This window comes from Leifsonia sp. 10L418 (assembly GCF_056395445.1).
Map to the genome: position 1 here is coordinate 741,688 of NZ_JBFTJN010000001.1, position 26,017 is coordinate 767,704.

At 65.3% G+C, this 26,017-nt stretch carries 21 protein-coding genes; 7 read left to right on the forward strand and 14 right to left on the reverse strand.

Annotation, left to right across the window (positions count from 1 at the left end):
- The first annotated feature begins 213 nt into the window (after positions 1-213).
- Complete coding sequence (locus AC1DCF_RS03450; protein WP_477209783.1) at positions 214-1,710, forward strand: RNB domain-containing ribonuclease; 1,497 nt, start codon at positions 214-216, stop codon at positions 1,708-1,710.
- Here AC1DCF_RS03450 and AC1DCF_RS03455 read toward each other — a convergent pair.
- From AC1DCF_RS03455 to nusA, 5 genes are all read right to left on the reverse strand, one after another.
- A complete protein-coding gene (locus tag AC1DCF_RS03455; protein ID WP_477209784.1) occupies positions 1,652-2,833 on the reverse strand; it encodes an AI-2E family transporter in 1,182 nt (393 codons plus the stop codon). The two genes, AC1DCF_RS03450 and AC1DCF_RS03455, sit on opposite strands and share 59 nt — an antisense overlap.
- Positions 2,834-3,029: 196 nt before the next feature.
- Positions 3,030-3,563: a 30S ribosome-binding factor RbfA gene (gene rbfA, locus AC1DCF_RS03460; protein ID WP_477209785.1), complete on the reverse strand. Its 534-nt coding sequence runs from the start codon at positions 3,561-3,563 to the stop codon at positions 3,030-3,032.
- A 131-nt stretch (positions 3,564-3,694) separates the two neighbouring features.
- Positions 3,695-6,562, reverse strand: a complete 2,868-nt coding sequence (gene infB / locus AC1DCF_RS03465) for a translation initiation factor IF-2 (RefSeq protein WP_477209786.1) — start codon at positions 6,560-6,562, stop codon at positions 3,695-3,697.
- Positions 6,563-6,638: 76 nt separating this feature from the next.
- Complete coding sequence (locus AC1DCF_RS03470) at positions 6,639-6,896, reverse strand: YlxR family protein (RefSeq protein WP_441791178.1); 258 nt, start codon at positions 6,894-6,896, stop codon at positions 6,639-6,641.
- A gap of 8 nt (positions 6,897-6,904) precedes the next feature.
- Positions 6,905-7,915 carry a transcription termination factor NusA gene (gene nusA / locus AC1DCF_RS03475; protein ID WP_441791179.1) on the reverse strand — a complete coding sequence of 337 codons (1,011 nt, stop codon included), beginning with the start codon at positions 7,913-7,915 and terminating at the stop codon, positions 6,905-6,907.
- A 241-nt stretch (positions 7,916-8,156) separates the two neighbouring features.
- Between nusA and AC1DCF_RS03480 the strand changes: the two genes are divergently transcribed.
- From AC1DCF_RS03480 to AC1DCF_RS03490, 3 genes are read left to right on the forward strand one after another with little or no spacing between them, the layout of a single operon-like run.
- Positions 8,157-9,089 carry an SPFH domain-containing protein gene (locus AC1DCF_RS03480; RefSeq protein ID WP_477209787.1) on the forward strand — a complete coding sequence of 311 codons (933 nt, stop codon included), beginning with the start codon at positions 8,157-8,159 and terminating at the stop codon, positions 9,087-9,089.
- Positions 9,086-9,298, forward strand: coding sequence for a type II toxin-antitoxin system antitoxin (locus tag AC1DCF_RS03485; protein WP_477209788.1), 213 nt, complete (start codon positions 9,086-9,088; stop codon positions 9,296-9,298). Before AC1DCF_RS03480 ends, AC1DCF_RS03485 begins: the two co-directional genes overlap by 4 nt.
- Positions 9,299-9,357: 59 nt before the next feature.
- The gene (locus AC1DCF_RS03490) at positions 9,358-10,842 is read left to right on the forward strand and encodes an alanine/glycine:cation symporter family protein (RefSeq protein ID WP_477209789.1); all 1,485 of its coding nucleotides are present in this window, start codon (positions 9,358-9,360) and stop codon (positions 10,840-10,842) included.
- A gap of 34 nt (positions 10,843-10,876) precedes the next feature.
- Here the strand turns inward: AC1DCF_RS03490 and AC1DCF_RS03495 are convergent, their stop codons facing one another.
- The 3 genes from AC1DCF_RS03495 to ispG form a co-directional block, all read right to left on the reverse strand.
- Positions 10,877-12,640: a proline--tRNA ligase gene (locus AC1DCF_RS03495; protein WP_477209790.1), complete on the reverse strand. Its 1,764-nt coding sequence runs from the start codon at positions 12,638-12,640 to the stop codon at positions 10,877-10,879.
- 107 nt (positions 12,641-12,747) lie between these two features.
- Positions 12,748-14,283 (reverse strand): M28 family peptidase, encoded by a 1,536-nt coding sequence (locus AC1DCF_RS03500; RefSeq protein ID WP_477209791.1) that lies wholly within the window; start codon positions 14,281-14,283, stop codon positions 12,748-12,750.
- Between the two features lie 189 nt (positions 14,284-14,472).
- Positions 14,473-15,633 carry a flavodoxin-dependent (E)-4-hydroxy-3-methylbut-2-enyl-diphosphate synthase gene (gene ispG / locus AC1DCF_RS03505; RefSeq protein WP_441791185.1) on the reverse strand — a complete coding sequence of 387 codons (1,161 nt, stop codon included), beginning with the start codon at positions 15,631-15,633 and terminating at the stop codon, positions 14,473-14,475.
- Between the two features lie 123 nt (positions 15,634-15,756).
- Here ispG and AC1DCF_RS03510 point away from each other — a divergent pair, with 123 nt between their 5' ends.
- A complete protein-coding gene (locus AC1DCF_RS03510; RefSeq protein ID WP_477209792.1) occupies positions 15,757-16,941 on the forward strand; it encodes an acetyl-CoA C-acetyltransferase in 1,185 nt (394 codons plus the stop codon).
- Between the two features lie 124 nt (positions 16,942-17,065).
- Here the strand turns inward: AC1DCF_RS03510 and AC1DCF_RS03515 are convergent, their stop codons facing one another.
- The 5 genes from AC1DCF_RS03515 to AC1DCF_RS03535 all read right to left on the reverse strand — a co-directional run bounded on the left by AC1DCF_RS03515 (position 17,066) and on the right by AC1DCF_RS03535 (position 21,984).
- Complete coding sequence (locus tag AC1DCF_RS03515; protein WP_477209793.1) at positions 17,066-17,776, reverse strand: hypothetical protein; 711 nt, start codon at positions 17,774-17,776, stop codon at positions 17,066-17,068.
- A gap of 208 nt (positions 17,777-17,984) precedes the next feature.
- Complete coding sequence (locus AC1DCF_RS03520) at positions 17,985-18,347, reverse strand: SHOCT domain-containing protein (RefSeq protein WP_477209794.1); 363 nt, start codon at positions 18,345-18,347, stop codon at positions 17,985-17,987.
- Positions 18,348-18,507: 160 nt separating this feature from the next.
- Entirely contained in the window at positions 18,508-19,260 is a 753-nt protein-coding gene (locus AC1DCF_RS03525; protein WP_477209795.1) for a response regulator transcription factor, read from the reverse strand.
- Positions 19,257-20,501 carry a sensor histidine kinase gene (locus tag AC1DCF_RS03530; protein WP_477209796.1) on the reverse strand — a complete coding sequence of 415 codons (1,245 nt, stop codon included), beginning with the start codon at positions 20,499-20,501 and terminating at the stop codon, positions 19,257-19,259. The genes AC1DCF_RS03525 and AC1DCF_RS03530 overlap by 4 nt, the downstream gene beginning before the upstream one ends.
- Before the next feature lie 106 nt (positions 20,502-20,607).
- A complete protein-coding gene (locus AC1DCF_RS03535) occupies positions 20,608-21,984 on the reverse strand; it encodes a M50 family metallopeptidase (RefSeq protein ID WP_477209797.1) in 1,377 nt (458 codons plus the stop codon).
- Positions 21,985-22,139: 155 nt separating this feature from the next.
- Between AC1DCF_RS03535 and AC1DCF_RS03540 the strand changes: the two genes are divergently transcribed.
- The gene (locus tag AC1DCF_RS03540; RefSeq protein WP_477209798.1) at positions 22,140-23,066 is read left to right on the forward strand and encodes an NAD-dependent epimerase/dehydratase family protein; all 927 of its coding nucleotides are present in this window, start codon (positions 22,140-22,142) and stop codon (positions 23,064-23,066) included.
- A 179-nt stretch (positions 23,067-23,245) separates the two neighbouring features.
- Here the strand turns inward: AC1DCF_RS03540 and dxr are convergent, their stop codons facing one another.
- The gene (dxr, locus tag AC1DCF_RS03545) at positions 23,246-24,325 is read right to left on the reverse strand and encodes a 1-deoxy-D-xylulose-5-phosphate reductoisomerase (protein ID WP_477209799.1); all 1,080 of its coding nucleotides are present in this window, start codon (positions 24,323-24,325) and stop codon (positions 23,246-23,248) included.
- Between the two features lie 283 nt (positions 24,326-24,608).
- Here dxr and AC1DCF_RS03550 point away from each other — a divergent pair.
- On the forward strand, positions 24,609-26,017 hold a 1,409-nt coding region (locus tag AC1DCF_RS03550), incomplete at its 3' end, for a DUF222 domain-containing protein (protein WP_477209800.1).

The following is a 26,017-nucleotide window of genomic DNA, read 5'->3' on the forward strand; positions in this document are numbered from 1 at the left end:
ACTGGCCAGAACGTCAGCCCTGTGCGATCCGAAGTACCTTCGGAGGCTGGCAAAAGATCGCCCAAGCAGAAACCTCCTCATTACTTACTCCTGACGGAACACTATCGGTTGACAGCTCCATTCAGCCGCCGCGACTCCTCCCCAATTCGGGCCCGCCGCTCCGAGTGCCCCCCATTCCCAGCGGCGCAAAGAGTGGCGTTCTAGGCTGAGGCCATGCCGAAATCTGTGCTGCATGTTCACGCGAAGACGGCCACCGACGAGTTGGCGCTGGCCTTGGCTGCATTGCCCGAGCGGTTCGGGTTGGAACGCGGCTTCCCTGACGCGGCAAACGCTGAGGCGCAGAAGGCCATCGCGACGCTGCAGCTCCCCCCGACCGATCTGACCCACCTGCAGTTTGTGACGATCGATCCGGCTGGTTCGACCGACCTCGACCAGGCCATGCACATTGAAGCCCAGGGCGACGGCTTTCGCGTGTTCTATGCCATCGCGGATGTCCCCGCTTTCGTTGTTCCCGGCGGAGCGCTTGACGCAGAGGCTCGCCACCGCGGCCAGACGATCTATGCTCCCGATGCGCGCATTCCTCTGCATCCCGCGGCGATCAGCGAGGGAGCAGCCTCACTTCTCGCCGGGCAGGTGCGCGCTGCGTTCGTGTGGGAGCTGCTGCTCGATGTCTCCGGTGACGTCGTGTCTGTGAGCGTGGTCCGTGCCCGAATCCAGAGCCGCCAACAGTTCAGTTACGAAGAGGCCCAAGCCGCGGTGGACGCGGGGAAACCAGTCGAGACCCTGCGACTGCTGAAGGCCGTCGGAACCGCGCGCATCGACCTGGAACGACAGCGTGGCGGGGCGAGCCTCAACATCCCGGGCGTCGAGATCGAATCGGATGGCGACGGCTATCGTCTCGTGCGACGCAGCCCTCTGCCGATCGAGGATTGGAACGCACAGATCTCCTTGATGACCGGCATGGCCGCCGCCGAGCTGATGCTCGGTGCCCGGGTTGGATTGCTGCGCACGATGCCGGCGCCGGAACCCGCCACCGTGGCGGGCTTTCGGCGGCAGACCACGGCACTCGGGCATCCGTGGCCCGAAGAGATGCCCTATGGAGAATATCTGCGCACGCTTGACCTCACTGAACCGCGCGAGTTGGCGATCATGCACGCGGCGGGCTCTCTTTTTCGTGGGGCCGGTTACACCGCATTCGACGGTGCGGCTCCCGCCAACACGATGCAGGCGGCCGTTGCCGCGCCCTACGCGCATGTCACCGCGCCCCTGCGCCGTCTTGTCGACAGATTCACCCTGGTGATCTGCGCGGCGCTCTGCGCCGATGAACCGGTGCCGCTGTGGGCGCGGGATGCTCTGACCGAGTTGCCTGGTCTGATGGCCTCGTCGGACCAGAAAGAATCGGCACTCGGCCGAGCCGCCATCGACGCCGTTGAAGCCGCGGTGCTCAGCCAGCGAATCGGCGAGGTTTTCACCGCCACCGTCATCTCGGCCGGCAACGGCGGAAGCGGTCGGATCCAGCTCACCGACCCCGCCGTCACCGCACGCTGCACCGGTGACCTGCGCGCCGGCGAGGTGATTCCCGTGCGCCTGGTCGAGGCGACCATCGCCACAGGACTCGTCTCGTTTGAGGCGGTTGCGACTGAGTCGGTCGCTACTCCGGCCGTTTCTGCATTGCCGGCCGGGCCGGCTCATTCGGGCCGTTCCAAATAGTCACAATCCCCCACGCAACCGCCGCGATCGGCACCGACAGCACCGCTCCGACGATGCCGCCGACAATCGTGCCGATGGTCAGGGCGAGCAGAATCACCAGGGCGTGAAGCTTGAGCGACCGGGCCATCACCACCGGCTGAAGGAAGTTACCCTCAAGCTGGTTGACCGCGACCACGACGATGATCACGATCAGCGCAACGCCCGGACCGTTCGCCACGAGGGCGACGAGGGCGGCCAGAATGCCGGCCACTGTCGCCCCGACCAGCGGAATGAACGAGCTGAGAAAGACGATGACGGCCAAGGGCAAGGCCAACGGAACCTGCAAGATGGCCAGCGCCAGGCCAATTCCGATGGCATCGACGGCGGCGACCGTCGCCGTACCGCGCACGTAGCCACCGAGAGTCGACACCGTCTTGTCGCCGATACGACGGGCCCGTGCGTAGTGGGTCCCCTCGAAGGGGCGCAGCAGGAACTCCCAGATGCGTGGTCCGTCTTTCAGGAAGAAGAAGAGTACGACGACCATGAGCACGAGTCCGGTGACGAAGCCCGTCGCCGCCGAGACGCCGGCCAGCGCGCCGCTGCCGAACTGGCTGCTCGTCAGAAAGTCGACGACCGCCTTTTGTGCGCCGGCGAACTGCTCATCGCTGAGCGCGAACGGCAGGTGGGCCAGCGCATCCTGCAGCTGAGCGATTCCGTCTTTCGCCGACGCGAACAGCTCCCCCCACTGGTTGCGCACCGCGTTGACGATCAGCCAGCCGATGCCGCCCAGCACGGTGATGAGCCCGACCAGGGCCAGCCAGGTGGCCAGAATGTCGGGCACCCCTCGAGAACGCATCCACCGCATCAACGGATTGATCGCGGCGGCCAGAATCAAGGCGATCACAACCGGGATGACGACCAGGCTGAGCCTGGTCATTCCGAAGACGAGCACGCTCACGACAATCAGCACAGCGATGATCTGGATGCTGCGGGTCGCGATGCGCCCGAAACCGTCGGTCCACTGTGTCCTCGCCGGCGGCACGATCTGCTGCGGCCCGTCCTGGACGTTCTGCTGCTTCACGATCTGCTGCGGGTCGGACGGCGCGGTCTGCACCACGATCGGTCGGCGGTCAAACAATCCCATGGGAGCCCCTCATCATGTCGACAAACGTCGAGACGTCTAGCCAAGCCCAGTTCTCGCTGACTGAGTGTGCTCCACGCCGACACTCACCATTTCGACAGGTGGGGTCGTGTCGCCAGGCCAGTGCTGTGAACGAAAAAGCCGGTGCACCGACCATTGGTCGATGCACCGGCTCTTCTCGAAACGAGATGTCTCGAAACTACTTCGCGGCGTTCTCGTCGGATGTGACGGCTTCAGACGCGACGTTTTCAGGCGCGACGGCGCCGGGTGCAGCGTCGTCGAAATCGTCTTCGTCGTCTTCCTCTGCATCGAAGTCACGCGGCTTCGCGTACGGGTCGGCGTCGCCGGCGTACGTGGCGGTCTCAGCAAGCTGACCCACCTCGGTGTCGCGTTCGTGCGCGGTGCGCAGCAGGTCTTCGATGAGCTTCGCGTTCTCGGGGATGCCGTCGGCGATGAACTCGATCGACGGGGTAAGCCGAGCAGTGATGTTCTTACCCACCTCGCTGCGCATCATTCCGGTCGCGGCCTTCAACGCCAGGGCGCTGTCGGCACGTTCCTCGTCGGAACCGTAAACCGTGTAGAAGATCGATGCGTGCTGCAGGTCGCCGGTCACCTTGACATCCGTGATCGTCACGAAGCCGAGGCGCGGATCGCGGATGCCGCGCTCGAGGCGCTTGGCCACGATGACCTTGATGCGGTCTGCCATTTTTCTGGCGCGTGCCGGATCTGTCATTGCTCTTCTCCTTCTGGGATCCGTTGGTCGAGCCTGTCGAGACCAGGCCTGCGGTGTTTCGCGGGCGAGATCTCGACAAGCTCGATCAACGGCTTACTGAGGTCAACGGCTGCCGACCTCGGCATGCGTGATTAGACGCGGGGCTTCTCTTTGAGCTCGATGGTCTCGATCTCGTCGCCGATCTGAATGTCATTGAACTTGCCGAGGCCGATTCCACATTCGAAGTCGGTACGAACTTCAGTGACGTCATCCTTGAAGCGACGCAGCGACTCGATGGCCAGGTTGTCGCCCACGACGATGCCGTCGCGGATAACCCGAGCCTTGGCGTTTCGGGTGATCGTGCCGGAGCGAACGATAACACCGGCAACGTTTCCGAACTTGGAGGAGCTGAAGACCTCGCGGATCTCGGCAACACCACTCTGAACCTCTTCGTACTCGGGCTTGAGCATTCCCTTGAGGGAGTTCTCAATGTCCTCGAGTGCCGAGTAGATGACCGAGTAGAAGCGCACGTCGACGCCTTCACGAGCCGCACGTTCGCGCGCCTTCGTGTCGGGACGCACGTTGAAGCCGATGATGATGGCGTTGTCGACGGTGGCGAGGTTGACGTCGCTCTCCGTGACAGCACCGACACCGCGGTGGATGATGCGCAGCTGAACCGAGTCATCAACCTCGATCTTGAGGAGCGACTCTTCCAGGGCCTCAACGGCACCGGAAACGTCACCCTTGATGATGAGGTTGAGCGACTCGACCTTGCCCTCTTCGAGTGCACGGGTGAAGTCTTCGAGCGAGATGCGCTTGCGAGTACGGGCCAGCAGGGCGTTGCGCTCTGCAGCTTCGCGCTTCTCAGCGATCTGACGGGCGGTGCGGTCTTCCTCGATCACGAGGAAGGTGTCACCGGCGCGGGGAACGCTGGAGAGACCCTGAACCTGAACCGGACGTGACGGAGTTGCCTCGAGTACGGCGACACCGTTCTCGTCGGCCATGGCACGAACGCGGCCGTAAGCCGTTCCCGCAACGATGGCGTCTCCGACGCGCAGCGTTCCCGACTGGATGAGCACGGTAGCAACCGCACCGCGACCCTTGTCGAGCTTGGCCTCGATGGCCACACCGCGTGCATCCTTGTCCGGGTTGGCCCGCATGTCGAGGCCGGCGTCTGCGGTGAGCAGAACAGCGTCGAGGAGCTCCTGGATACCGATGTTGTTGCGCGCCGACACGTCGACGAACATGACGTCTCCACCGTATTCTTCGGCGACGAGGCCGAATTCGGTGAGCTGCTGACGTACCTTGCCCGGGTTGGCATCGGGCTTGTCAATCTTGTTGACCGCGACAACGATCGGCACGTTTGCAGCCTGAGCGTGGTTCAACGCTTCAATGGTCTGCGGCATGATGCCGTCGTCAGCTGCGACAACGAGGATCGCGATGTCAGTCACCTGAGCACCACGTGCACGCATGGCGGTGAACGCCTCGTGACCCGGGGTGTCAATGAAGGTGATCGGACGTTCGATGCCCTCGTGCTCGGCAACGACCTGGTACGCACCGATGTGCTGCGTGATGCCGCCGGCTTCGCCTTCGACAACCTTCGAGTTGCGGATGGCGTCAAGCAGGCGGGTCTTACCGTGGTCAACGTGACCCATGACGGTGACGACCGGCGGGCGCGGCTTGAGTTCGTCATCGGTCTCTTCGGCGAGTTCTTCGTCGATGTCGATGCCGAACGTGAGCAGCAGCTCGCGGTCTTCGTCCTCAGGCGAAACCATCTGGATCTTGTAACCCAGTTCTTCACCCAGGATGTCGAAGGTCGCCTCGTCGAGGGATTCCGTCGCCGTTGCCATCTCACCGAGGTGGAACAGCACGGTGACGAGGTTTCCGGGGCTCGCGTCAATCTTGTCGGCGAAGTCGGTGATCGAGGCGCCGCGGCGCAGACGAACAACGGTTCCACCGTCGCCGCGGGGTACGCTCACGCCACCCAGCGACGGAGCTTCGCGCAGTTCGAATTCTGCTCTCTTCGTACGCTTCGACTTGCGTGCCTTGCTCTTGCCGCCACCGCGACCGAATGCACCAGCGGTTCCACCGCCGGGACCACGGCCACGGCCGCCGCCGCCAGCTCCACCAGCCGGGCGCGGCGGGCCGAAGCCAGGAGCGCCGGCGGGTGCACCGGGACGTGCGAAGCCAGGACGGGCGCCGCCTGCGGCACCGGCGGGACCGCCGGGACGCTGGAAGCCACCGGGACGCTGACCGAAACCGGTCGGGCGCTGACCCTGGCCGGGGCCGCCCGGGCGGGGTGCGCCGGGGCGCGGGGCCGCCGGACGCGGAATGTTGCTGGGGGTCGGCACCGAGCCGGCCGGGCGCTGGCCCATGCCCTGCGCGCTGGCGAACGGGTTGTTGCCCGGACGCGGTGCGGCGGGACGCTGACCCATGCCCTGGTTGCTGGCGAACGGGTTGTTACCCGGACGAGCAGCCGGCGGCTTCGGGATGCTTCCGCCCGGCTTCACAGCGGATGCCGCGGTGCCGTCGGTCGGAGCAGCGGGAGCAGCAGAGGCCGGAGCCTCGGCAGCGGCAGCCTTGTCGGCCGCAGCGGCCTTCTCGGCAGCAGCAGCCTTCTCGGCAGCCTGGGTCTGACGCTCGGCCACCGTCAACGGTGCGGCAGGAACCGGTGCGGCATCTGCAGCGGGAGCCGCAACAGGTGCTTCAACCGGAGCTGCCGGAGCTGCAGGTGCAGCCGGGCCGGGGGTCGGGCGTGAGGCACCCGGCTTGGCCGGGGTGCCGGGGCGCGGCGCAGCGGCCGCGGGGGTCGGGGTGGCGCTGGGGGTAGCCGCGGCGGGCGCGGAACCGATCAGGCCGTCAGCCTCGAGGGCGGCGCGCAGGCGCCGTGCAACGGGGGGTTCAACACTGGAGGACGGTCCCTTGACGAACTCGCCCATTTCCTTCAATTTTGCAAGGGCAATCTTGCTGTCGACACCGAGTTCGCTTGCGATCTCGTGTACGCGTGGTTTTGCAGCCACAATTCTCCTGTTCCGGGCCTGCACCCGGAAAGGGGCAGACCGTTAGTAACGGACGGGTCTCATTTCGAGCCGCTCATTAGTTATCCATTAGCCAATTCAGCCTGTTCTCTAGTTGTGTCGCGTCCAGGGGGCGCGATACGCGAAGGGCACGTCCGAAAGCGTTGCGCCTGACCGCAGCCTGGAAGCACGCGATCGTCGGATGCAGCCACGCACCTCTCCCAGGAAGGGTGGCGGTTTCATCCACCACAAGTTCTGAATCCCGGGCTACAACCCTCAGAAGAGAGGACCGCGAGGCGCGCGAACGGCAGCCGATGCACGTTCTAACGGAGTCCATCGTACCCCCTATTCGGCATCCTCCAGAATGCTGTCAGGCTGGATGTCAATTTTTGCTCCGGTCAACTTGGCTGCGAGGCGGGCGTTCTGGCCCTCCTTGCCGATCGCCAGCGAAAGCTGGTAATCCGGCACGAGTGCCCGAACTGCCTTGATCGATTCGTCGATGACGTACGCGCTGGTCACCTTGGCCGGCGACAATGCGCTGGCCACGAAGGTCGCGAGGTCGGCCGAGAAGTCGACGATGTCGATCTTCTCGTTGTTGAGCTCGGCGGTGACGGCGCGAACGCGCTGTCCCAGCTCACCAATGCAGGCACCCTTGGCGTTGACGCCGGGCTCGGTTGCGCGCACGGCGATCTTGGTGCGGTGGCCTGCCTCACGGGCGAGCGACACGATCTCGACGACTCCGCTGGCAATTTCCGGCACCTCGAGTGCGAAGAGCTTGCGCACGAGCGACGGGTGGGTGCGCGAGACCGTGATCTGCGGACCCTTCATGCCCTTGGCGACGCTCGTCACGAAAACGCGGATGCGCTTGCCGTGCTCGTAGCTCTCGCCGGGAACCTGCTCTTCGGGGGGCAGAATCGCCTCGATGGTGCCGAGGTCGACGTGAATCATCCGCGGGTTCGGGCCCTGCTGGATGACACCGGCGATGATGTCGCCTTCGCGACCCTTGAACTCTCCGAGCACAGCGTCGTCGGCCAGGTCGCGCAGACGCTGGTTGATGACCTGCTTGGCCGCGAATGCCGCGATCCGCCCGAAGTCGCTCGGGTTGTCAACGGCCTCGCCGATGACGTTTCCTTCTTCATCGTGCTCTGGCACGAAAATGTCCACATGGCCGGTCTTGCGGTCGAGTACGACACGCGCTCCGGGCTCTTCTTCTGCCGCCTGCTTCGTGTGCTCACCCGGGTGGATGTGCTTGAGGTAGGCAGTCAGAATGGCTTGCTCAATGATGTGCACGAGTTCCTCAAAGGGAATTTCTTTCTCGCGCTCCATCTGACGCAGCACACTGAGGTCGATATCCATGGCCGGCCTCCTCTATTCAAATTGTGCCGCCGCGAAACTGCGCAGCGGGCTCACCTCTAACGGTACCTGACTCCGCGGGCTCTCGTCACACGTTCGGCGCGACCGACGCGGCCGACCCGGCGGCGTTCTTGGCAGCATCCGCTCGCGGCGATTGCTCGACGTATGCCGGGAACGGCGTGTTGCAACACGTCAGTACTATCAATAAAGTGATATCACTTTACTTGACGATGAGCGGAGCACGATGAGCATTCTGAGCGAGACCCCCACGGTCGAAGCTGTCCCGGTCGGCCACGACGGCGTTCGTGTGGAAATCGAGGAACGTCGCGCTGCGTCGGTGCCGGGCGGGGTCGGGCTTCTCGCCGCGGTCGCCTCACTCGTGATCGGGATCGTACTCCTCGTCGTCGGCAACGGATCGCCCGTGTTGGTCGTGCTGGCACTCGTCTTCTTCGCCGTCGTCGTCGTGCTGTTGTCGTCCCTGGTCATCGTGCAGCCGGGGCAGACCAAGGTGGTGCAGTTCTTCGGGCGTTACGTCGGAACCGTGCGCCGCCCCGGGATGTCGATGGTGGTGCCGTTCTCGAACCGCCACAACGTGAGCGTTCGGGTGCGCAACTTCGAGACGAATCGCCTCAAGGTGAACGACGCCGACGGCAGCCCCGTCGAGATCGCCGCAATCGTGGTCTGGCAGGTGGCCGACACCTCGAAGGCCACCTATGCCGTCGACAACTATGTGGACTTCGTCTCGGTCCAGGCCGAGTCCGCCCTGCGGCACACGGCGACGACGCATCCGTATGACGGTTCCGAAAGCGGCGGAACGTCGCTTCGCGGTTCGACCGACCAGGTCGCCAATGAACTTGCCCACGAGGTCGCCGAGCGAATCTCACTCGCCGGCGTGGAGATCATCGAGGTGCGCATCAGCCACCTCGCCTACGCAGCTGAGGTCGCTCAGGCGATGCTGCGTCGCCAGCAGGCCAACGCCGTTGTCGCCGCACGCACCCGCATCGTTGAGGGAGCCGTCGGAATGGTTGAACTCGCGCTGACGAAGCTGAGCGAAGGCAACATCGTCGAGCTGGACGACGAGCGCAAGGCAGCGATGGTGAGCAACCTCATGGTCGTGCTCTGCAGCGACCAGCCGGCCTCCCCCATCGTGAACACCGGGAGCCTGTACACGCCGTGACCCGAGAGCGTAAGCAACTACTGCTGCGCATCGACCCGGCACTCCACGACGCGCTGGCCCGATGGGCGGCCGATGACCTCCACAGCCTCAACGCCCAGATCGAAATGATCTTGCGGCAGGCGCTCGTGAAGGCGGGCCGCGCGCCCGCGAACCTGCCCCCGATGCCGCCGCGTGGCCGCCCCAGAAAGGAGCATTCGGAGGAGTCATGACTCCCCCGAATCAGTCTGATTTGGGCGATGCCCAGACTTGAACAAGTCATACTTATTGGATGGATGCCCTCAACGCCCTCATCGCCGACGGCGGAGATCGCCTCTGGACCTGGATCATTCTTCCGGTCCTCGTCGTGCTCGGTCTGTACTTCACCGCTCGTTCCGGGGTGGTGCAATTCCGGCTGATTCCCGAGATGTTCCGCACTCTCACCGACAAGACACCGCGTGACGAGGACGGCAAACCGCAGTCGGTGTCGGCGTTTCAGGCGTTCACCATTTCTGCCGCATCCCGGGTCGGAGTCGGCAACATCGCCGGCGTCGGAACCGCGATCGCGATCGGCGGCCCCGGCGCGATCTTCTGGATGTGGGCGATGGCGTTCCTCGGCGGCGCCGCGTCGTTCGTCGAGTCCACGCTCGGCCAGCTCTACAAAATCAAAGACAAGGACGGCTTTCGCGGCGGCCCCGCCTACTACATGCAGAACGGCCTACGTGCTCGCTGGATGGGCGTCGTTTTCGCCGTCATCCTGATCCTCTGCTTCCCGCTCGCATTCAGCTCGCTGCAGGCCAACACCATCAGCGCGACGGTCTCGGCGACGATCGGTGTCGACAATGCCGGAACCTGGGTCGCCTGGGTCGTCGGCGCGCTGCTCACCGTGCTCACCGCGCTCGTCGTTTTCGGCGGCATCCGTCGTATCGCGTCGGTGACGCAGGCCGTCGTACCGGCCATGGCGTTGCTCTACCTGCTGCTCGGTTTGGTCATCGTCGCGATGAACATCGACAAGTTGCCTGAGGTGTTCGCCTCGATCTTCTCGCAGGCGTTCGGCCTCAACGAGGTCGTCGGCGCGACGTTCGGCATGATCGTGATGACCGGCGTCAAGCGAGGGATGTTCTCGAACGAGGCCGGACTCGGCTCGGCACCCAATGCGGGAGCCAGTGCTGCGGTCACCCACCCGGTCAAGCAAGGCTTGGTGCAGACCCTGGGCGTGTACTTCGACACGTTCCTGATTTGCACGATCACCGCCTTCATCATCCTGGTGTCGACCCCCGACTTGGCCAATGCGACGCGGGGAATCGGGCTCACTCAGGATGCCGTGGTCGGCGCGCTCGGATCCTGGTCGGGAGTGCTGCTCAGCGTGATCATCTTCTTGCTGGCGTTCAGCTCGATTCTCGGCAACTACTACTACGGCGAGTCGAACATCGAGTTCATCACCCGCAATCCGCGCACGCTCACCGCGTACCGCGTCATTGCCGTTGCCGTCGTCTTCCTCGGCTCGATCGCATCCGCCGACCTCATCTGGAGCACGGCAGACGGCATCATGGGAATCATGGCGCTGGTGAACCTCATCGCGATCGCGCTGCTCTCGGGTGTCGCGTTCAAGCTGCTCAAGGACTACACGCAGCAACGTCGTCTCGGCAAGGACCCGGTCTTCACCCGGGACCTCTTGCCCGGGGTAACCGGAATCGAATGTTGGGCTGACGAGGCCTCTGTGACGGGCCCGATCGACATCGCGACGCGAACGCGTGAGCAAGCGAAGCAGCTCTAGATAACGCGAAACCGCAGTTGTGGTCGCTATTCCTTTAGGACAGACGCGACGCTACGTCGGCTAGTGCTACCTGCTCGCGTTCGCCGGTCTTGCGGTCCCAGAACTCGACGATTCCGTCGGCGGCACCGCGGCCGACGATGACCAGGTTCGGGATACCGATCAGCTCAGCGTCTCCGAACTTCACGCCAGGCGAGACCTTGCGACGGTCGTCGTAGAGCACGTCGCGGCCGGTGGCCTCGATCGCCGCAACGACGGTCTCCGAGGTCTCGAAGACGATCTCATCGCGACCGGTCGCGATGACCTGCACGTCGAACGGCGACACCGACTCGGGCCAGATCAGGCCCTTCTCGTCGTTGTTCAGCTCGGCGATGATCGCGAGGATGCGGGTCACACCGATGCCGTAGGAGCCCATCGTGACGGTGACGAGCTTGCCGTTCTCGTCGAGCACCTTGAGTCCGAGTGCCTCTGCGTACTTGCGTCCGAGCTGGAAGACGTGGCCGATTTCCATGCCACGGGCCAGCTCGACCGGGCCGGAGCCGTCGGGAGCAGGGTCGCCGGCACGGACCTCGGCGGCTTCCACCGTGCCATCCGCCTGGAAGTCACGACCGGCGACGAGGCCGAAGACGTGCTTGCCGTGCACATTGGCGCCGGTGATCCAGCCGGTGCCGTCGACGACGCGCGGGTCGACGAGAAAACGGATTCCGGTGGTCGACTTCTCGCCGAGCACGGCGCCCTCTGCAGACCACGGGCCGATGTAGCCCTTGACCAGGCCGGGGTTCTTGGCGAAGTCTGCCTCGTTCGCGGGCTCGACCTCGGCCGGAGCGAATGCAACCTCGACGCGCTTCAAGTCAACCTCGCGGTCGCCGGGGATTGCGACGACGACGAGCTCGCGGGTGCCGTCGGGCTGCGTGAGTGCGAGCACGACGTTCTTCAGCGTGTCGGCGGCGGTCCAGAGACGGCCGTCCGGACGCGGGTGGGCGCTGTTCGCACGCTCGACGAGCGTGTCGATCGTGGGGGTGTCCGGGGTGTCGAGCACCTCGGCCGGGGTGAGTCCCTCGAAGCTGCGCGTCGGCGGAACGACCGTGGTGAACGCCTCGACGTTGGCCGCGTAGCCGCCGGCCGAACGCACGAAGGTGTCTTCGCCGACCGGGGTCGGGTGCAAGAACTCTTCGCTCTTCGAGCCGCCCATCGCGCCGGCATCCGCCTTGACGATGACGTACTCAAGGCCGAGACGGGTGAAGATGCGCTCGTAGGCATCGCGCTGCGCCTGGTAGCTGGCATCGAGACCGGCGTCGGTGTAGTCGAACGAGTAGGCGTCCTTCATCGTGAACTCGCGGCCGCGCAGCAGGCCGGCACGGGGGCGAGCCTCGTCGCGGTACTTGTCCTGGATCTGGTAGATCGACAGGGGCAGGTCTTTGTAGCTGTTGTAGAGGTCCTTCACCAGCAAGGTGAAGACCTCTTCGTGCGTGGGGGCCAGCAGCAGGTCGGAACCCTTGCGGTCCTGCAGACGGAACAGGCCGTCGCCGTACTCGTCCCAGCGACCGGTGACCTCGTAGGGCTCACGCGGCAAGAGCGCCGGGAAGTGCACTTCGTGGGCGCCGGCGTTGGCCATCTCCTCACGCACGATCGCTTCGATCTTGCCCTTCACCCGGAGGCCGAGCGGCAGCCAGGCGAAGATGCCCGGGGCCTGGCGACGGATGTAGCCGGCCCGCACGAGCAGGCGGTGGCTGGTCACCTCGGCGTCGGAGGGGTCTTCTCGAAGAGTACGGAGGAAATAGTTAGACAGGCGTGTAGGCACGGGTTCTACTTTAGCTTCCTCACTGATCGCCACCATTGGCCGTGAGCACACGCACAGGTCAGGCCGGCCCCGAGGGACCGACCTGACCGGTGTTGCTCGCGAATCGCCTAGCGAACCTGGTTGCTCCCCCAGTACTTCAGGTCGTCAACCGAAATCTGCGGAGTCGGAGCCATCCGGCTGCCGTCTTCGAAGAATCCGGTTTTTGTCAGCGCCAGCGTCATCACGGCATGAGCCGCGGCATCGCCGAGCTCGTTCAACGCCGCGGTGCTCAGGTTGTTGATGGTGTCGCAGGCCTGGTGGTAGCACGCGTCATACGGTGCGTCGGCAGTTCCGCCATAGACTGCTGCTTCCTCGGCCGTCTTCTGTCCTTCTGCCCCGCTGAAGAGCCCACCAGCCGGGATGCCGGCAGCGATGAACGGCCCGTAGTCGGAGCGGCCGTCAAAAGCAGTCGGCTCTGTCGGCAGTCCGGCCGCGGCGAAGTAATCGGTGAAGATCGATTCGATCTGCGCCGATCCGGGAGGACCGGAGAGTCCATCGGGATCTGCCGAACCATCGCCGTCGTAGACGAAGCGCACATAGTTGGGCGATCCGAGCATGTCGAAGTTCAAGTTCGCGTAAATGGCCGCCAACCCGTCATCGCTCAGACTCTCCACGTAGTGCGTGGATCCGAGCAGTCCGGACTCCTCGGCTCCCCAGAAGGCGTACCGCACCTGCTGTTCCGGCTTGATCTTCAGTTTCGACTGCTGGATGGCGGTTTCCAGGATCACACTGGTGCCACTTCCGTTGTCGTTGATTCCCGGACCTTCCAGCACCGAGTCCAGGTGGGCACCGACCACGACGACCTTGTCGCTGTTGCCCTTCTTGGAGTCGGCCAGGATATTGGTCGTCGTCCGGGTTTCCGCGATGACCTCCGCGGTGACCTCGACGCTGACCGGCCCCGCCTGTGTGGCGTTGTAGAGGGCGACGCCATCCGCGTAGCTGAGTCCGGCCACTGGAATGGCAACCGGTGCTCCGAGCGTCACTCCGGTGAGGAGTTCTGTACGGCCCGGGTTGCCTTCATTGAAGATGAGGGCGGCGTCGTATCCGGCCTCGGTCGCGGCGGCGACCTTCTGGGCAAATGTGCAGGTGCCCCGCTGGATAAGTGCGACTTGTGGCTGCGTCGCCGAGGCCGGCACGTAGTCGGTGACCAGACATCCGGACGACGAACTGGGCGTTGGGGTCGCCGGGATCACGACGTTGGTGGTGGGCACGAGATCGCCGATCACGTCACCACTTCCGGAGTACTGAAGCGTTGAGGTTTCGTAGCTCGTCGGTGTCGGCGACAGCTGGCTCACCGTTGCGGGCGTGACCTCTTGATAGAAGGGAAACTCGAAGGTCTGCTCGGTGACTGTGTAGCCCGCCTTGGAGAGTTCCTTCTTGACATAGGCCGCGGAGGCGGCGTATCCCGGCGTGCCGGACGCCCGCGTGCCCCCGTTGGCGTTCGCGATGCGTTGGAGCACACGTTCGTGTTGCAGAATTCCGTTGACACTGACCGCTTTGCGTATTTTCGTGGTGTCGACCTCATCGACGGCCAGTGCCGTCGTTGCCGGCACAAGGATGGCCGCAACGACCATTCCGGTGAGCAGGGTTCTTCTACCTCGCACGATGTGCTCCGATCAGCCCCTCATGAGGGCTTCGTCTCAGACGACGCCCCGGTTGGGGCGCCTTTCACTGAGGAGGGTGCCCTGACGCTGCGGAGTTGGCTGGAGTCGTTACGTGATCGTTATCGAAACCGAGTGAGTTTCGGCGCGGCCAAAAGACGGCGCGGTCAAAAGGCCGAGCCGGACGGCGAACTACTTCGCGCCCACCGTGACGACCGGCGAGCCGATGCTCGTCTCGCTGGCCGGCATTTCTGCGGCCAAGCGGTTCGCCTCTTCGATCAGGGTCGCCACGATCTCCGACTCGGGAACGGTCTTGATGACCTCTCCCTTGACGAAGATCTGGCCCTTGCCGTTGCCGGATGCCACGCCGAGGTCTGCCTCGCGGGCCTCCCCCGGACCGTTCACGACGCAACCCATGACGGCGACGCGCAACGGAACGCTCATGCCTTCGAGACCGTCGGTGACGTCGTTGGCCAGCTTGTAGACATCCACCTGGGCACGTCCACAACTCGGGCAGGAGACGATCTCAAGCTTGCGCTCACGCAGGTTGAGCGACTGCAGAATCTGCAGGCCGACCTTGATCTCCTCGACCGGCGGGGCGGAGAGCGAGACGCGAATCGTGTCGCCGATGCCCTCGGAGAGCAGGATGCCGAACGCGGTGGCGCTCTTGATCGTGCCCTGGAACGACGGGCCGGCCTCGGTCACACCGAGGTGCAGGGGCCAGTCGCCGCGCTCGGCGAGCAGGCGGTAGGCCTTCACCATGACGATGGGGTCGTTGTGCTTGACCGAAATCTTGAAGTCGTGGAAGTCGTGCTCTTCGAACAGGCTGGCCTCCCAGACGGCGCTCTCGACGAGTGCTTCTGCGGTGGCCTTGCCGTACTTCTGCAGGATGCTCGGCTCGAGCGAACCGGCGTTCACGCCGATGCGGATCGACACGTCTGCAGCCTTCGCCGCTGCGGCGATCTTGGCGACCTGATCGTCGAACTTGCGGATGTTGCCGGGGTTGACGCGCACGGCGGCGCAGCCGGCGTCGATGGCCGCATAGACGTAGTTCGGCTGGAAGTGGATGTCGGCGATCACTGGGATCTGACTCTTCTTGGCGATGATCGGCAATGCCTCGGCATCGTCGCGGCTGGGCACGGCGACGCGCACGATGTCGCATCCGGATGCCGTGAGCTCTGCGATCTGCTGCAGGGTCGCGTTGATGTTCGGCGTTGGAGTCGTCGTCATCGATTGGACGCTGATTTGAGCGTCACCGCCGACGAGAACCTTGCCGACCTTGATCTGACGAGTCTTACGTCTGGGAGCGAGTACTTCAGGTACTTTGGGCATCCCCAAGTTGATTGCAGCCACAGAGACAGCTTACGCGTGTGCGGTCGGCCGATCCTGAACGCCGTGCTCAGCCGTCTCTGCGGCCCGAAAACTATGATGGAAACAGCTGGGCTGCCACGAGGCAGCCACGACAAAGGAGTCAACATGAACGCCACCGACGTCGTCATCCTCGGCGGTTCCCGCACCCCACAGGGGCGCATCAACGGCCAGCTCGCCTCCTTCACCGCTGTGCAGCTCGGCGCAGCGGCCATCGCCGGCGCCCTCGCGCGCACCGGAATCGCACCCGAACAGGTCGACGCGGTGCTGATGGGTCAGGTGCTGCAGGCGGGGTGCGGCCAGAATCCCGCCCGGCAGAGTGCGATCGCCGCCCGAATCCCCTGGAGTGTTCCGTCGATGACGCTGAACAAGGTGTGTCTGTCGGGCCTCGCGGCGATCATCGACGCGGCCCGGCTCATCCGTTTGGGCGAGGCGGATGTCGTCGTGGCCGGCGGGCAGGAATCGATGACACGTGCGCCGCACCTGTTGCCGGGCTCCCGGCAGGGTTGGGCCTACGGCACGGTGAGCGCGCTCGACCATGCCGCCCACGACGGCTTGACCGATGCCTTCGACGGGCTCTCCATGGGGCTCTCGACCGAGCAGATCAACGGGCGCCTGGGCATCCAGCGGCCCGAACAGGATGCCGTCGCCGCGGCATCTCACCAACGCGCGGCCGCTGCGGCCGACGCCGGAGTCTTCGACGATGAGATCACGCCGATCAGCGTGCCGCAGCGCCGCGGCGACCCGCTGGTTCTGACCCGAGACGAGGGAGTGCGCGGCGACAGCACCGTTGACACCCTCGGCGGACTCCGCCCGGCGTTCACGACGGATGGCACGATCACCGCCGGCAACTCGTCACCGCTGTCGGATGGCGCCTCAGCGGTCGTTCTGACGAGCAGAGGCTGGGCCGAGGCGCACGGCCTGAGCTGGCTGGCCGTCGTCGGTGCATCCGGCCAGGTCGCCGGTCCCGACAACTCTCTTCACTCACAGCCGTCGCACGCCATCGCCCAGGCACTCGGCAAAGCCGGATGGGCGGCCGGCGACCTGGACCTGGTGGAGATCAACGAAGCGTTCGCCGCCGTGTCGGTGCAGTCGACGAACGACTTGGGACTCTCCAGCGAGCGCGTGAACATCCATGGGGGTGCGATTGCGATCGGCCACCCGATCGGGGCATCCGGAGCTCGTCTGGCCCTTCACGCCGCCCTCGAACTCAGCCGGCGTGGGGCGGGCAAGGCTGCTGTCGCGCTCTGTGGCGGCGGCGGCCAGGGCGAGGCATTGCTGCTCTCGCGCTGATCGCACATCGCTGAATATCGCCGAGTTTGAGCGTTCCGGTCGAGTTTCCCTGGTGTGCCGGGGAAACTCGACCGCAGATGTCAAACTCGGCGGAATCAGGGCGCCGAGAGGTGCCAACGACGACCTAGACGCCGAAGTTGCCCGACGGAGCGGCAATGAGAGTCACGGTGAGGGGCACTCCCGACAGGCGCACAAACACGCTGTGAGTGAGCGAATTTCCGCTGTCGCCCTCCCCCACCTGCCGCACGTCATACTCGCCATCGAGCACCGTTTCCTGGTTGACGGTGAGCGGCATCAGGGTGTCGGGAACGAGTTCCTCAACGTCTGCTTCAGAGTTACCGACGGCGACGTGGTCGGCCGTCGACAAGGCAACTGCTCCCGCAGATGGCCCGTTCAGACGAACGACCCACTCGGGATTCGTCGGTGCTACGACGGCGGCATCAATGTCGTTGAGTTGTAGCCCGTCCCACCGATAGTAGGTGCCCGAGGGCGACTCGATTCCACCGTCATGCGGCGCCACCTCTGGCGCTGTACCAATTGCCGTGCTCAGGGTGTCGACAACCTCATCGATGGGGTCGAGGTAAGCGACGGCGCTCAGCACGTCGCCTGATTCGGAAACGAGTTGCAGTCCGTCAGAACGCACGAGAATTCGAGCGACGGAGGGAGCGGCAGGTTCGCTGTCCTGAGGAGTAGGCGATGAGGATTCGGTGCGTTTCGGGGCGGGTGTTCCCCCGGCATTGGTCACGGGCGTTGCGCAGGCCGCCAAGGACAACGCCACGAGTCCGCCGGTCAGCACGACACGGAGTGAAGCCTGTGATTTCTGCCAACGCGACATCGTGCCCCCAGTTCGTTGCAAGCATCGGTCGCTCACGCACTGAATGCTATCGAAGGGAGGCCACGGTGCCGTGCACTCCCGAGAGTCGCCGTTTGTGCCGAAAAGACCCGGTACAGCGGCGACTCTCGGACGAAACGGCGATACTCGGCGCACGACTCGGCGCGCATGACTCCGCGGACGACTCGGCGCGCACGCCTCCGCGACGCCATTACTCCTTCGGCGTCACCGGACCCGGTCCGGCTGGCCGGTTGGCGCGCAGCACCTCGAGCCGGGCTCGGTACTCCACCTCGTCGATATCTCCTTGCGCGAACCGCTCGGCCAGTGTCTTCTCGGCGCTGGCGGACGCGTCAGGCTGTGGGCCCCAGTGCGGATGCCCGTAGCCGTATCCCGGCCCCATCTCTCGTGCGTTGCGACGCCAGCGGCGCCCGAAAATCCCGAAGATCACGATGAAAACGATGATCCAAAACAGGGGGAAGAACAGGAAGAACCAGCCGGGACCCCACCCCCAGCCAAAGCCGTAGCCCGGATGGGCAAGTACAGCAGGAACCATGCTCAGTAGTGCGGTCGACATGATGTGTCCATTCTGGGAAGCGGCTTCGACGAGCCGATACCTTCAGAGTCCTCGCTCGGAGGCCGGCGCGAATCTGCCGGTTGGAGTCACTTCGACTACACCCACGGGAGCAGCCCAGGCACGACCCGCCGCAACTGCACACGGTCGGCGCAGCGCTCGGTCAGAGCCCCGGGCTGACCAGCCCGGCTTCGTAGGCGATGATGACCAGCTGCACCCGGTCGCGAGCACCGAGCTTCGTCATGATTCGCGACACGTGGGTCTTGGCGGTCAGTGGGCTGAGAAACAGCCGTAACCCGATCTCCGCATTCGTCAGGCCGCGCCCGACGAGGCCGAGCACCTCGCGTTCCCGTTCGGGCAGCACGTCGAGTGACACGGCGTCGCGCCCGTCGACCAGGCTCGCCGCCATCCGTTCGAGCAGGCGCCGCGTGACCCGCGGTGAAAGCAGGCCATCCCCTGCCGCAACCACCCGCACCGCCCGGATCAGCTCGGTCGGCTCGGTGTCTTTGACGAGAAAGCCGCTGGCTCCCGCCCGAATCGCCTGAGCGACGTACTCATCAAGCTCGAACGTCGTCACGATCACGATGTGGGTGGCCGACAACGCGGCATCCTTCACGATCTGTTCGGTCGCCCAGAGGCCGTCGCCGTCGGGCATCCGGATGTCCATGAGCACCACATCGGGACGCCGCTCGGCAACCTGCGCCACGGCCTGCCGCCCGGTCGCGGCCTCGGCCACAACCTCGATGTCGGGCTCGGATTCGAGCAACGCCCGGAACCCCGCCCTGATCAGTTGTTGGTCGTCGGCAATCACGACTCGGATCGGCGCGGTGCCGGCGTCGGGCCGCCCCGGGATGCCGGCGCCGCCAGTTTCGCCGTTACCGTGCGACGGCAGCGGCCCTCCGGTCGTCGCGCTCATCGGCTGCTCCGCCTGGGGATCCGCGCCTCAACGTGAAAGCCTCCGCCGGCCCCCGGCCCGTAGCTCAAGCTTCCCCCGAGCAGCTCCGCGCGCTCGCGCATGCCGAGAAGCCCACCGCCCGGAACGATCGCCCCGCGGAGGGCCGGCCCATCGTCGGTGACGCTGACCAGATAGCCGCTCGGGTCGGCGCCGATGTACACCGAGGCCGAGCTGGCATGCGCATGCCGTAAGACATTGGTCAGGGCCTCCTGACAGATTCGGTAGAGCGCCAGCTGCGTCGCGGCCGGGGCGACAGATTCCGCAACGAGGGCGTTCACGTACGTCACGTCTATCCCCTGGGCGCGAAATGTCTCGATCAAGGCTGGAATCCCGGCGAGGTCCGGCTCGGGAGACAGCGGCGCTGCACTCTCGCCCGCGACGTCGGAGCGCAGGATTCCGAGCACCATCCGCACCTCGTCGAGGGCGTTCTTACTCGTTGCCTTGATGCTGGCCAACGCCTCCGCAGCCTTTTCCGGCTGCGAATCGATCAGGTGCAACCCGACCCCGGCCTGCACGTTGATCTGCGACAGCGAGTGGCCGAGCACATCGTGAAGCTCCCGGGCGATCCTCACGCGTTCACGTTGTTCGGCGGAGATGCGGCGGCTCTCCGCCGAGCGGCGCATCGACTGAAAATACTCACGTCGCACCCTGATGATCTCACCGATCCCCATCACAAGGGCGAGGGCAAGGGTCGTGAACGCGATGCGCAGCGGATGCAGGCCGGCGCCGGTCAGCGACGCCACCGCGATGGTCGACACCCAGACGAGCGCGACGGATGTGTACACCCAAATCCGGGCGCCGCGCACGATGCCGAGCACGATCGCGAACGCCAGCGCAATACTCGGGGTGCCGATGTCGGGGCGGAGCAGCACCAAGCCGGCGGCGGCGAGAGCCGTCACCAGGGCCACCGGGCCGGGAAAGCGTCGTGCGCCGATGAGCGCGAGCGGGCCGATCAGCGCGCAGGCGATCGCCGGAACCGCGTTGGTCGCCGCCGAGAAGTGCAGGGCCAGAAACACGGCCGCCGGAACCTGCAGAAGAAACGAGATGATGACGGGAATCCAGAGTCGCGCTGCGGCCGGCATCCCTCTGCCGGGCCAGCCACCGGGCCACGAACCAGGGCCGCCGTCGGGGCCGGCTGGTCCGCCGGAACCTCCGGGGGCGCGCTGCGGCCACGCAGCGTCGGGGGCCCAGTGCGGTGGCATGTACCGATGTTACGTCGCCCAACCGGGTTCGACATCCGCCCACGGGCGTCGCTCGGGTACTCCCGTGGGAGACCTCAGCGCAGTGCGGAGCCCCGCGGGAAGCGCGCTAGCCGAAGAGGTTGATCGGTTTGACGATGTCCGCGTAGATGAGCAGCAGGCTCATGCCACCGAGCACGATCACAACAGCGAAGGTGAGCGGCATGAGCTTGGCCATGTCGACCGGAGCGGGCTTCGGCCGGCCGAAGAGCTTCGCGAAGGTGCGGCGGAGGCCATCCCAGAGCGCCCCGGCGATGTGGCCGCCGTCGAGCGGCATCAGCGGGATCAGGTTGAACACGAACAGCGCGATGTTGAGCGAGGCGAGGAGGCCGAGCATGCTTGCGATCTTGTTCGCCACCGGGATGGTGTCAATGCTGGCGATCTCACCGGCCACGCGTCCGACGCCGACCACACTGATCGGACCGTTCGGGTCACGTTCGCCGGTTCCGAAGGCGGCGGTCGCGACCTGCACCATGCGATCGGGCAGATTCAGGATCATGTGGCCGACGGCGGCGATGTTGGTGCCGACCTGCGGCAGCACGGCGGAAGCGGGCTGCTGCACCATTTCGCTGGCCGCGCCGATTCCGACGAAGCCGACATCCACCAGCACCGGGTTGCCGTCGGCGTCTTTCACAACGGCGCCCGAATCGTCGAGGGTGTAACGCTCGGTCAGCTTGGGGGTCATCGTGAGTGTCTGCTGCGTGCCGTCACGCTCGACCACGACGACGAGGGGGGTGCCGGGAGAATTGCGGATGATCTCGGTGGACTGCTCCCAGCTCGTGATCGGGGTGCCGTCGATGCTGATCAGCTTGTCGCCGGGCGTGAGGCCGGCTGCCGCGCCCGGCGCCTTTTCGGCGTCGGCGGCGCAGGTCTGCGATGTGCTTGTCGCCGGCAGCACACAGGCCGAGACGCTGCCGACCGTGGTGCTGGCCTGGGCGGTACCGAACCCCATCAGAAGCACGGCGAAGAGCACGATGGCGATCAGCAAGTTCATGAACGGGCCGCCGAACATGATCACAATGCGCTTCCACACCGGCAGCTGATAGAACGCGCGGTGATCCTCGCCCTCGCCGATTGTGTCTGCGCTGGCCTGACGGGCATCGTCGGCCATTGTCAGGAGGGCGTTCTTCTTCGGCTGCGGAGCACCCTCTTGAACAAGCGCATTGAAGATGCCGGTCGTTGCGTCGCGAGATTCGCCATTCTTGTTGGGCGGGAACATCCCGATCATCGAGATGTATCCGCCGAGCGGAATGGCCTTGACGCCGTATTCGGTCTCGCCCTTGCGTTTCGACCACAGGGTCGGGCCGAATCCGATCATGTATTGGGTGACCTTGACTCCGAAGAGTTTGGCGGGCACGAGGTGCCCGATTTCGTGGAGGCCGATCGACACGGCCAAGCCGACGACGATGACGGCGACGCCCAAAATAAACAGCAATACGGTATCCACAGGCCCAGAGTAGCGGCCTCAAGCTGCATGTCGCCTGGCTATTACCTCTGTGCCGACTCAGTGGGACGGGAGACCACTTCACGGCGGTGCGGCTATTGCGCAATGCCAGTCTGCGCTTAGAGTTCACGCAGAACCCGCCCGTCGAGAGGATCACTGTGACTCACCATCTCGTTGTCGGAGCCGGCCTCATCGGCCGCCCGGTTGCCGAACGTCTTGCCGCGCGCGGCGACTCCGTGACGATCGCGACCCGGTCCGGTTCCGCCGTTGCCGGCGCCACGCCCCTCATGCTCGATGCGAGCGACGCGGATGCGTTCAGCCGAGCGGCCACCGGGATGTCGACGATCTTCCTCTGCACCAACCCGAAGTACACCAGCTGGGCCACCGACTGGCCGCCGATCTTCGATGCGGCGATCCACGCGGCATCCGTCTCGGGCGCCCATCTCGTCGTGATGGGAAACCTCTATCCGTACGGCACCCCGACCGGGCCGATGACCGAGCGCTCACTTCCTTTGACCACCGAGAAGAAGGGTCTTATCCGGCAGGCCGGCTGGGCCAAAGTGCGTTCCGCGCACGAGCGAGGCGACATCCGTGCCGTCGAGGTGCGCGCCAGCGACTATTTCGGGCCCGGTTCGAGTGGCACCGCTCACCTCGGTGAATCGTTTTTCAACGGCGTGCTGCACTCGAAGACCGCGCGCGTTGTTGGAATCCCTTCGATGAACCACAGTTGGAGCTACCTGCCCGATATCGCGACGACTCTGATCGCTGCCGCCGACTATTCCGGCGACTGGGGCCGGATCTGGCATGTGCCGAGCGCGTCATTCAATCGTTCTGAAATTGCGCGGCAACTCAACGCGCGATATGGAACGCATGGTGTCGTCACCGGCTATCCGCAATGGATGCTGCGCAGCCTCGGCTCGGTCAGCCCGATGATGAAGGAAGTGTCGGCGTCAAGTTACCAGTTCGTGGTTCCGTTCATCATCGATTCGACCGAGACCGAACGAGAGCTCGGTGTGAGCGCGAGCGACTGGGACGAGGCATTGTTCACCACGGCGTCGAGCTACCGGCGCAACGACTCGACGTGAGGCGCTTCGCTCCATCACTTCGGCGATCTGGCGATCCGGCAATCCGGCAATCCGGCAATCCGGCAATCCGACAATCCGACAATCCGACAGTCCGGCAGTCTGACGTGAGGGGTCGCATATCGACCTTCGTTGACCTCGGGAAGATCGATATGCGACCCCTCATGGGGTGACGGGCTGAGTCAGCCGGCGATCAGTTTGTCTGCTGCGGCGCGCGCCCAGGTCTCGGCCGCAGCCAGCGACTCCAGGCTCAGTTGGCCGTCGAGTTCGTGTGATTCGACCACGCGCTTGATCGTGTCGACAATGTCAAGGAAGCCGATCCGTCCGGCGTGGAACGCGGCGACTGCCTGCTCGTTCGCGGCGTTGAAAACCGCGGGGTAGGTGCCACCGGCACGCCCGACAAGCTTGGCCAGCTGGAGAGCCGGGAATGCGTCTTCATCGAGCGGCTCAAACGTCCAGGACTGAGCGGTCGTCCAGTCGATCGGTTTTCCGACCGCACCGACCCGGTGCGGCCAGTCGAGGCCGAGTGAAATCGGAAGCCGCATGTCCGGCGGCGAGGCCTGCGCGATCGTCGATCCGTCGATGAATTCGACCATCGAGTGCACGACGGACTGCGGATGGACCACCACGTCGATGCGGTCGTATTCGACGTCGAACAGCAAGTGCGCCTCGATCACCTCGAGGCCCTTGTTCACGAGAGTCGCCGAGTTCGTGGTGACGACCATGCCCATGTCCCAGGTGGGGTGGGCGAGCGCCTCGGCGGGCGTGACCTCGGTGAGCTGGTCGCGAGTGCGTCCGCGAAACGGGCCGCCGGATGCCGTCAGCACGAGGCGACGCACCTCGGCTTGCGTGCCGGAGCGCAGTGCTTGCGCGATAGCCGAGTGCTCGGAGTCGACCGGGACAATCTGTCCGGGTGCGGCGAGCGACTTCACGAGGTCGCCGCCGACGATCAACGATTCCTTGTTCGCCAACGCGAGGGTGCGCCCCGCCTTCAGCGCAGCGAGAGTGGGGCCGAGCCCGACGGACCCCGTAATGCCGTTCAGAACGACGTCTGCGTCGACATCCCGAACCAGCTGTTCGGCCTCGTCGGCGCCGAGCGCGGTGTTCTCAACCTGAAACTCTGCGGCCTGCTCGTCGAGCAGGTCGCGGTTGCGGCCGGCCGAGAGACCGACCACGTCGAACCGGGTCGGGTTCGCCTTGATCACGTCGAGGGCTTGCGTGCCGATGGAGCCGGTCGATCCGAGGATGATTACTCTCTGCATCTTCCCCATGCTAGGCCGTGGTCAGGTTTGAGCGGATTCGACATTGTTCGGCCGGTCGAGATCCCGCCTGTCATCCCCGAAGCTCGGTCCTCGTTGATCGAGGAGCAGCCGACGCAGGAGGCCGCGTCTCGAGATCTCGCGAGTCGGCCTCTGAACTCACCCGTTCTGAGGCTTGCTTCTCGGGGTTGAGGGCCCGCTCCTCCACAGAACGTATGTTAGAAAAGTTATCCACCGATTCTGAGAAATGCTCGTATTCCAGTTCCCACTTTGAGAGAATTGAAGCATGGAATCAGAGCCTGTTTCCCTCATCATCACCCCGACCACCGACACTCCGGTGGCCGCGGTCATGGCGCAGGTTTCCGCTCTGACGGCCGGGTTCACGGGCGCCGATACCCTTGAGCTTTCCGCGAGGATGGCGGCCGGGCTCTCGACTGTTGACACCCTCGGGCTGACCGCGACCCTCATGGCTGGCGTGATGGCCGGGTTCGACTCCCATCTCCGCACTGACGACGATCTGCTGACCCTGCTCGGGTCGATGGAGGCGGTCGGCCGGTTGACGGATGCCGGCCGGGTCGCCCTCGCCGCCGACATTGACGCCCGCTCCGACACCCGCACCCAGAACGAGTCTCTGGCCCGCAAACGGGGCTGCGCGACCGGCACCGACCTGATCACGATGGTCACCCGGGTGTCCGCCCGGGAGGCGAAAGGCCGGGTCAGGCTCGGTGCGAAGACCCGGATCACCCAGGTGGTCGGCGCGACCCTGCCAGCCCGGTTCCCGGTCGTCGCGGCCGCCCTGACCGCCGGGACGATCGGCATCGATGCGGCCGAACAGATCGTCACCGGCCTGACCGACCTACCCAGCTTTCTCGCCCCGGCCGCCGTCGATGCGGCCGAGCGCGGTTTGGTCGCCTCGGCGACCGGCACGGTCACGGCCGAGAACGCGGGCCTGCCGAATGCCGGGTTCGCGTTCCCGGCGGACCTGATCCGCGGGCAGGTGCTGCAGTGGAAGGCACTCCTCGACCCCGACGGCACCGCCCCGGCCGAAGGCACCGTGATGGAGGTGCGCAGCACCGTCGGCTTCGGTCAATTCCGTGACGGGCTGTACCCGCTCCGCGGTGGGGTCACCCCGGAACTCCGCGGGGTGATGAACGGCATCTTCGACACCTATCTCAGTGCTCATTCAACCCCGGCGCACTCCCAGCCGGTTCCGGCCGAACCGGGCCGGTTCCCGACCGCCGAGGAACAAGCCACGCATGAGGCCGAGGAGCAGGCCCGGATCGACGCCGGCGAGGTCATCCCCGGCGCCGACCAGCTGGAGGCGCTCGACACCCGCACCGGCGGCGAGAAACGTGCCGACATCCTCCGCGGCGTGTTCGACGCCGCCGCCCGGGACGCCGGCACCCCGACGATGGGCGGGGCGGCGCCGACCGTGATGGTGCACGTGAACGCGACCGACCTCCTGGACGGCACCGGGGTCGGCTGGGCCGACGGGGTCGAAGCACCCCTGTCGATCAGCACCGTGCAACGCCTGGTCTGTGCCGGGGGGATGCAGAAGATCGTCTTCGCCGACGACGCCGGTGAAATCGTCGCCTTCGACCTCAAACAACGCTTCTTCTCCTCCGGGCAACGCAAGGCGATCATCGCCCGGGACGGCGGCTGCATCATCCCCGGCTGCACCTCACCGCCCGGCTG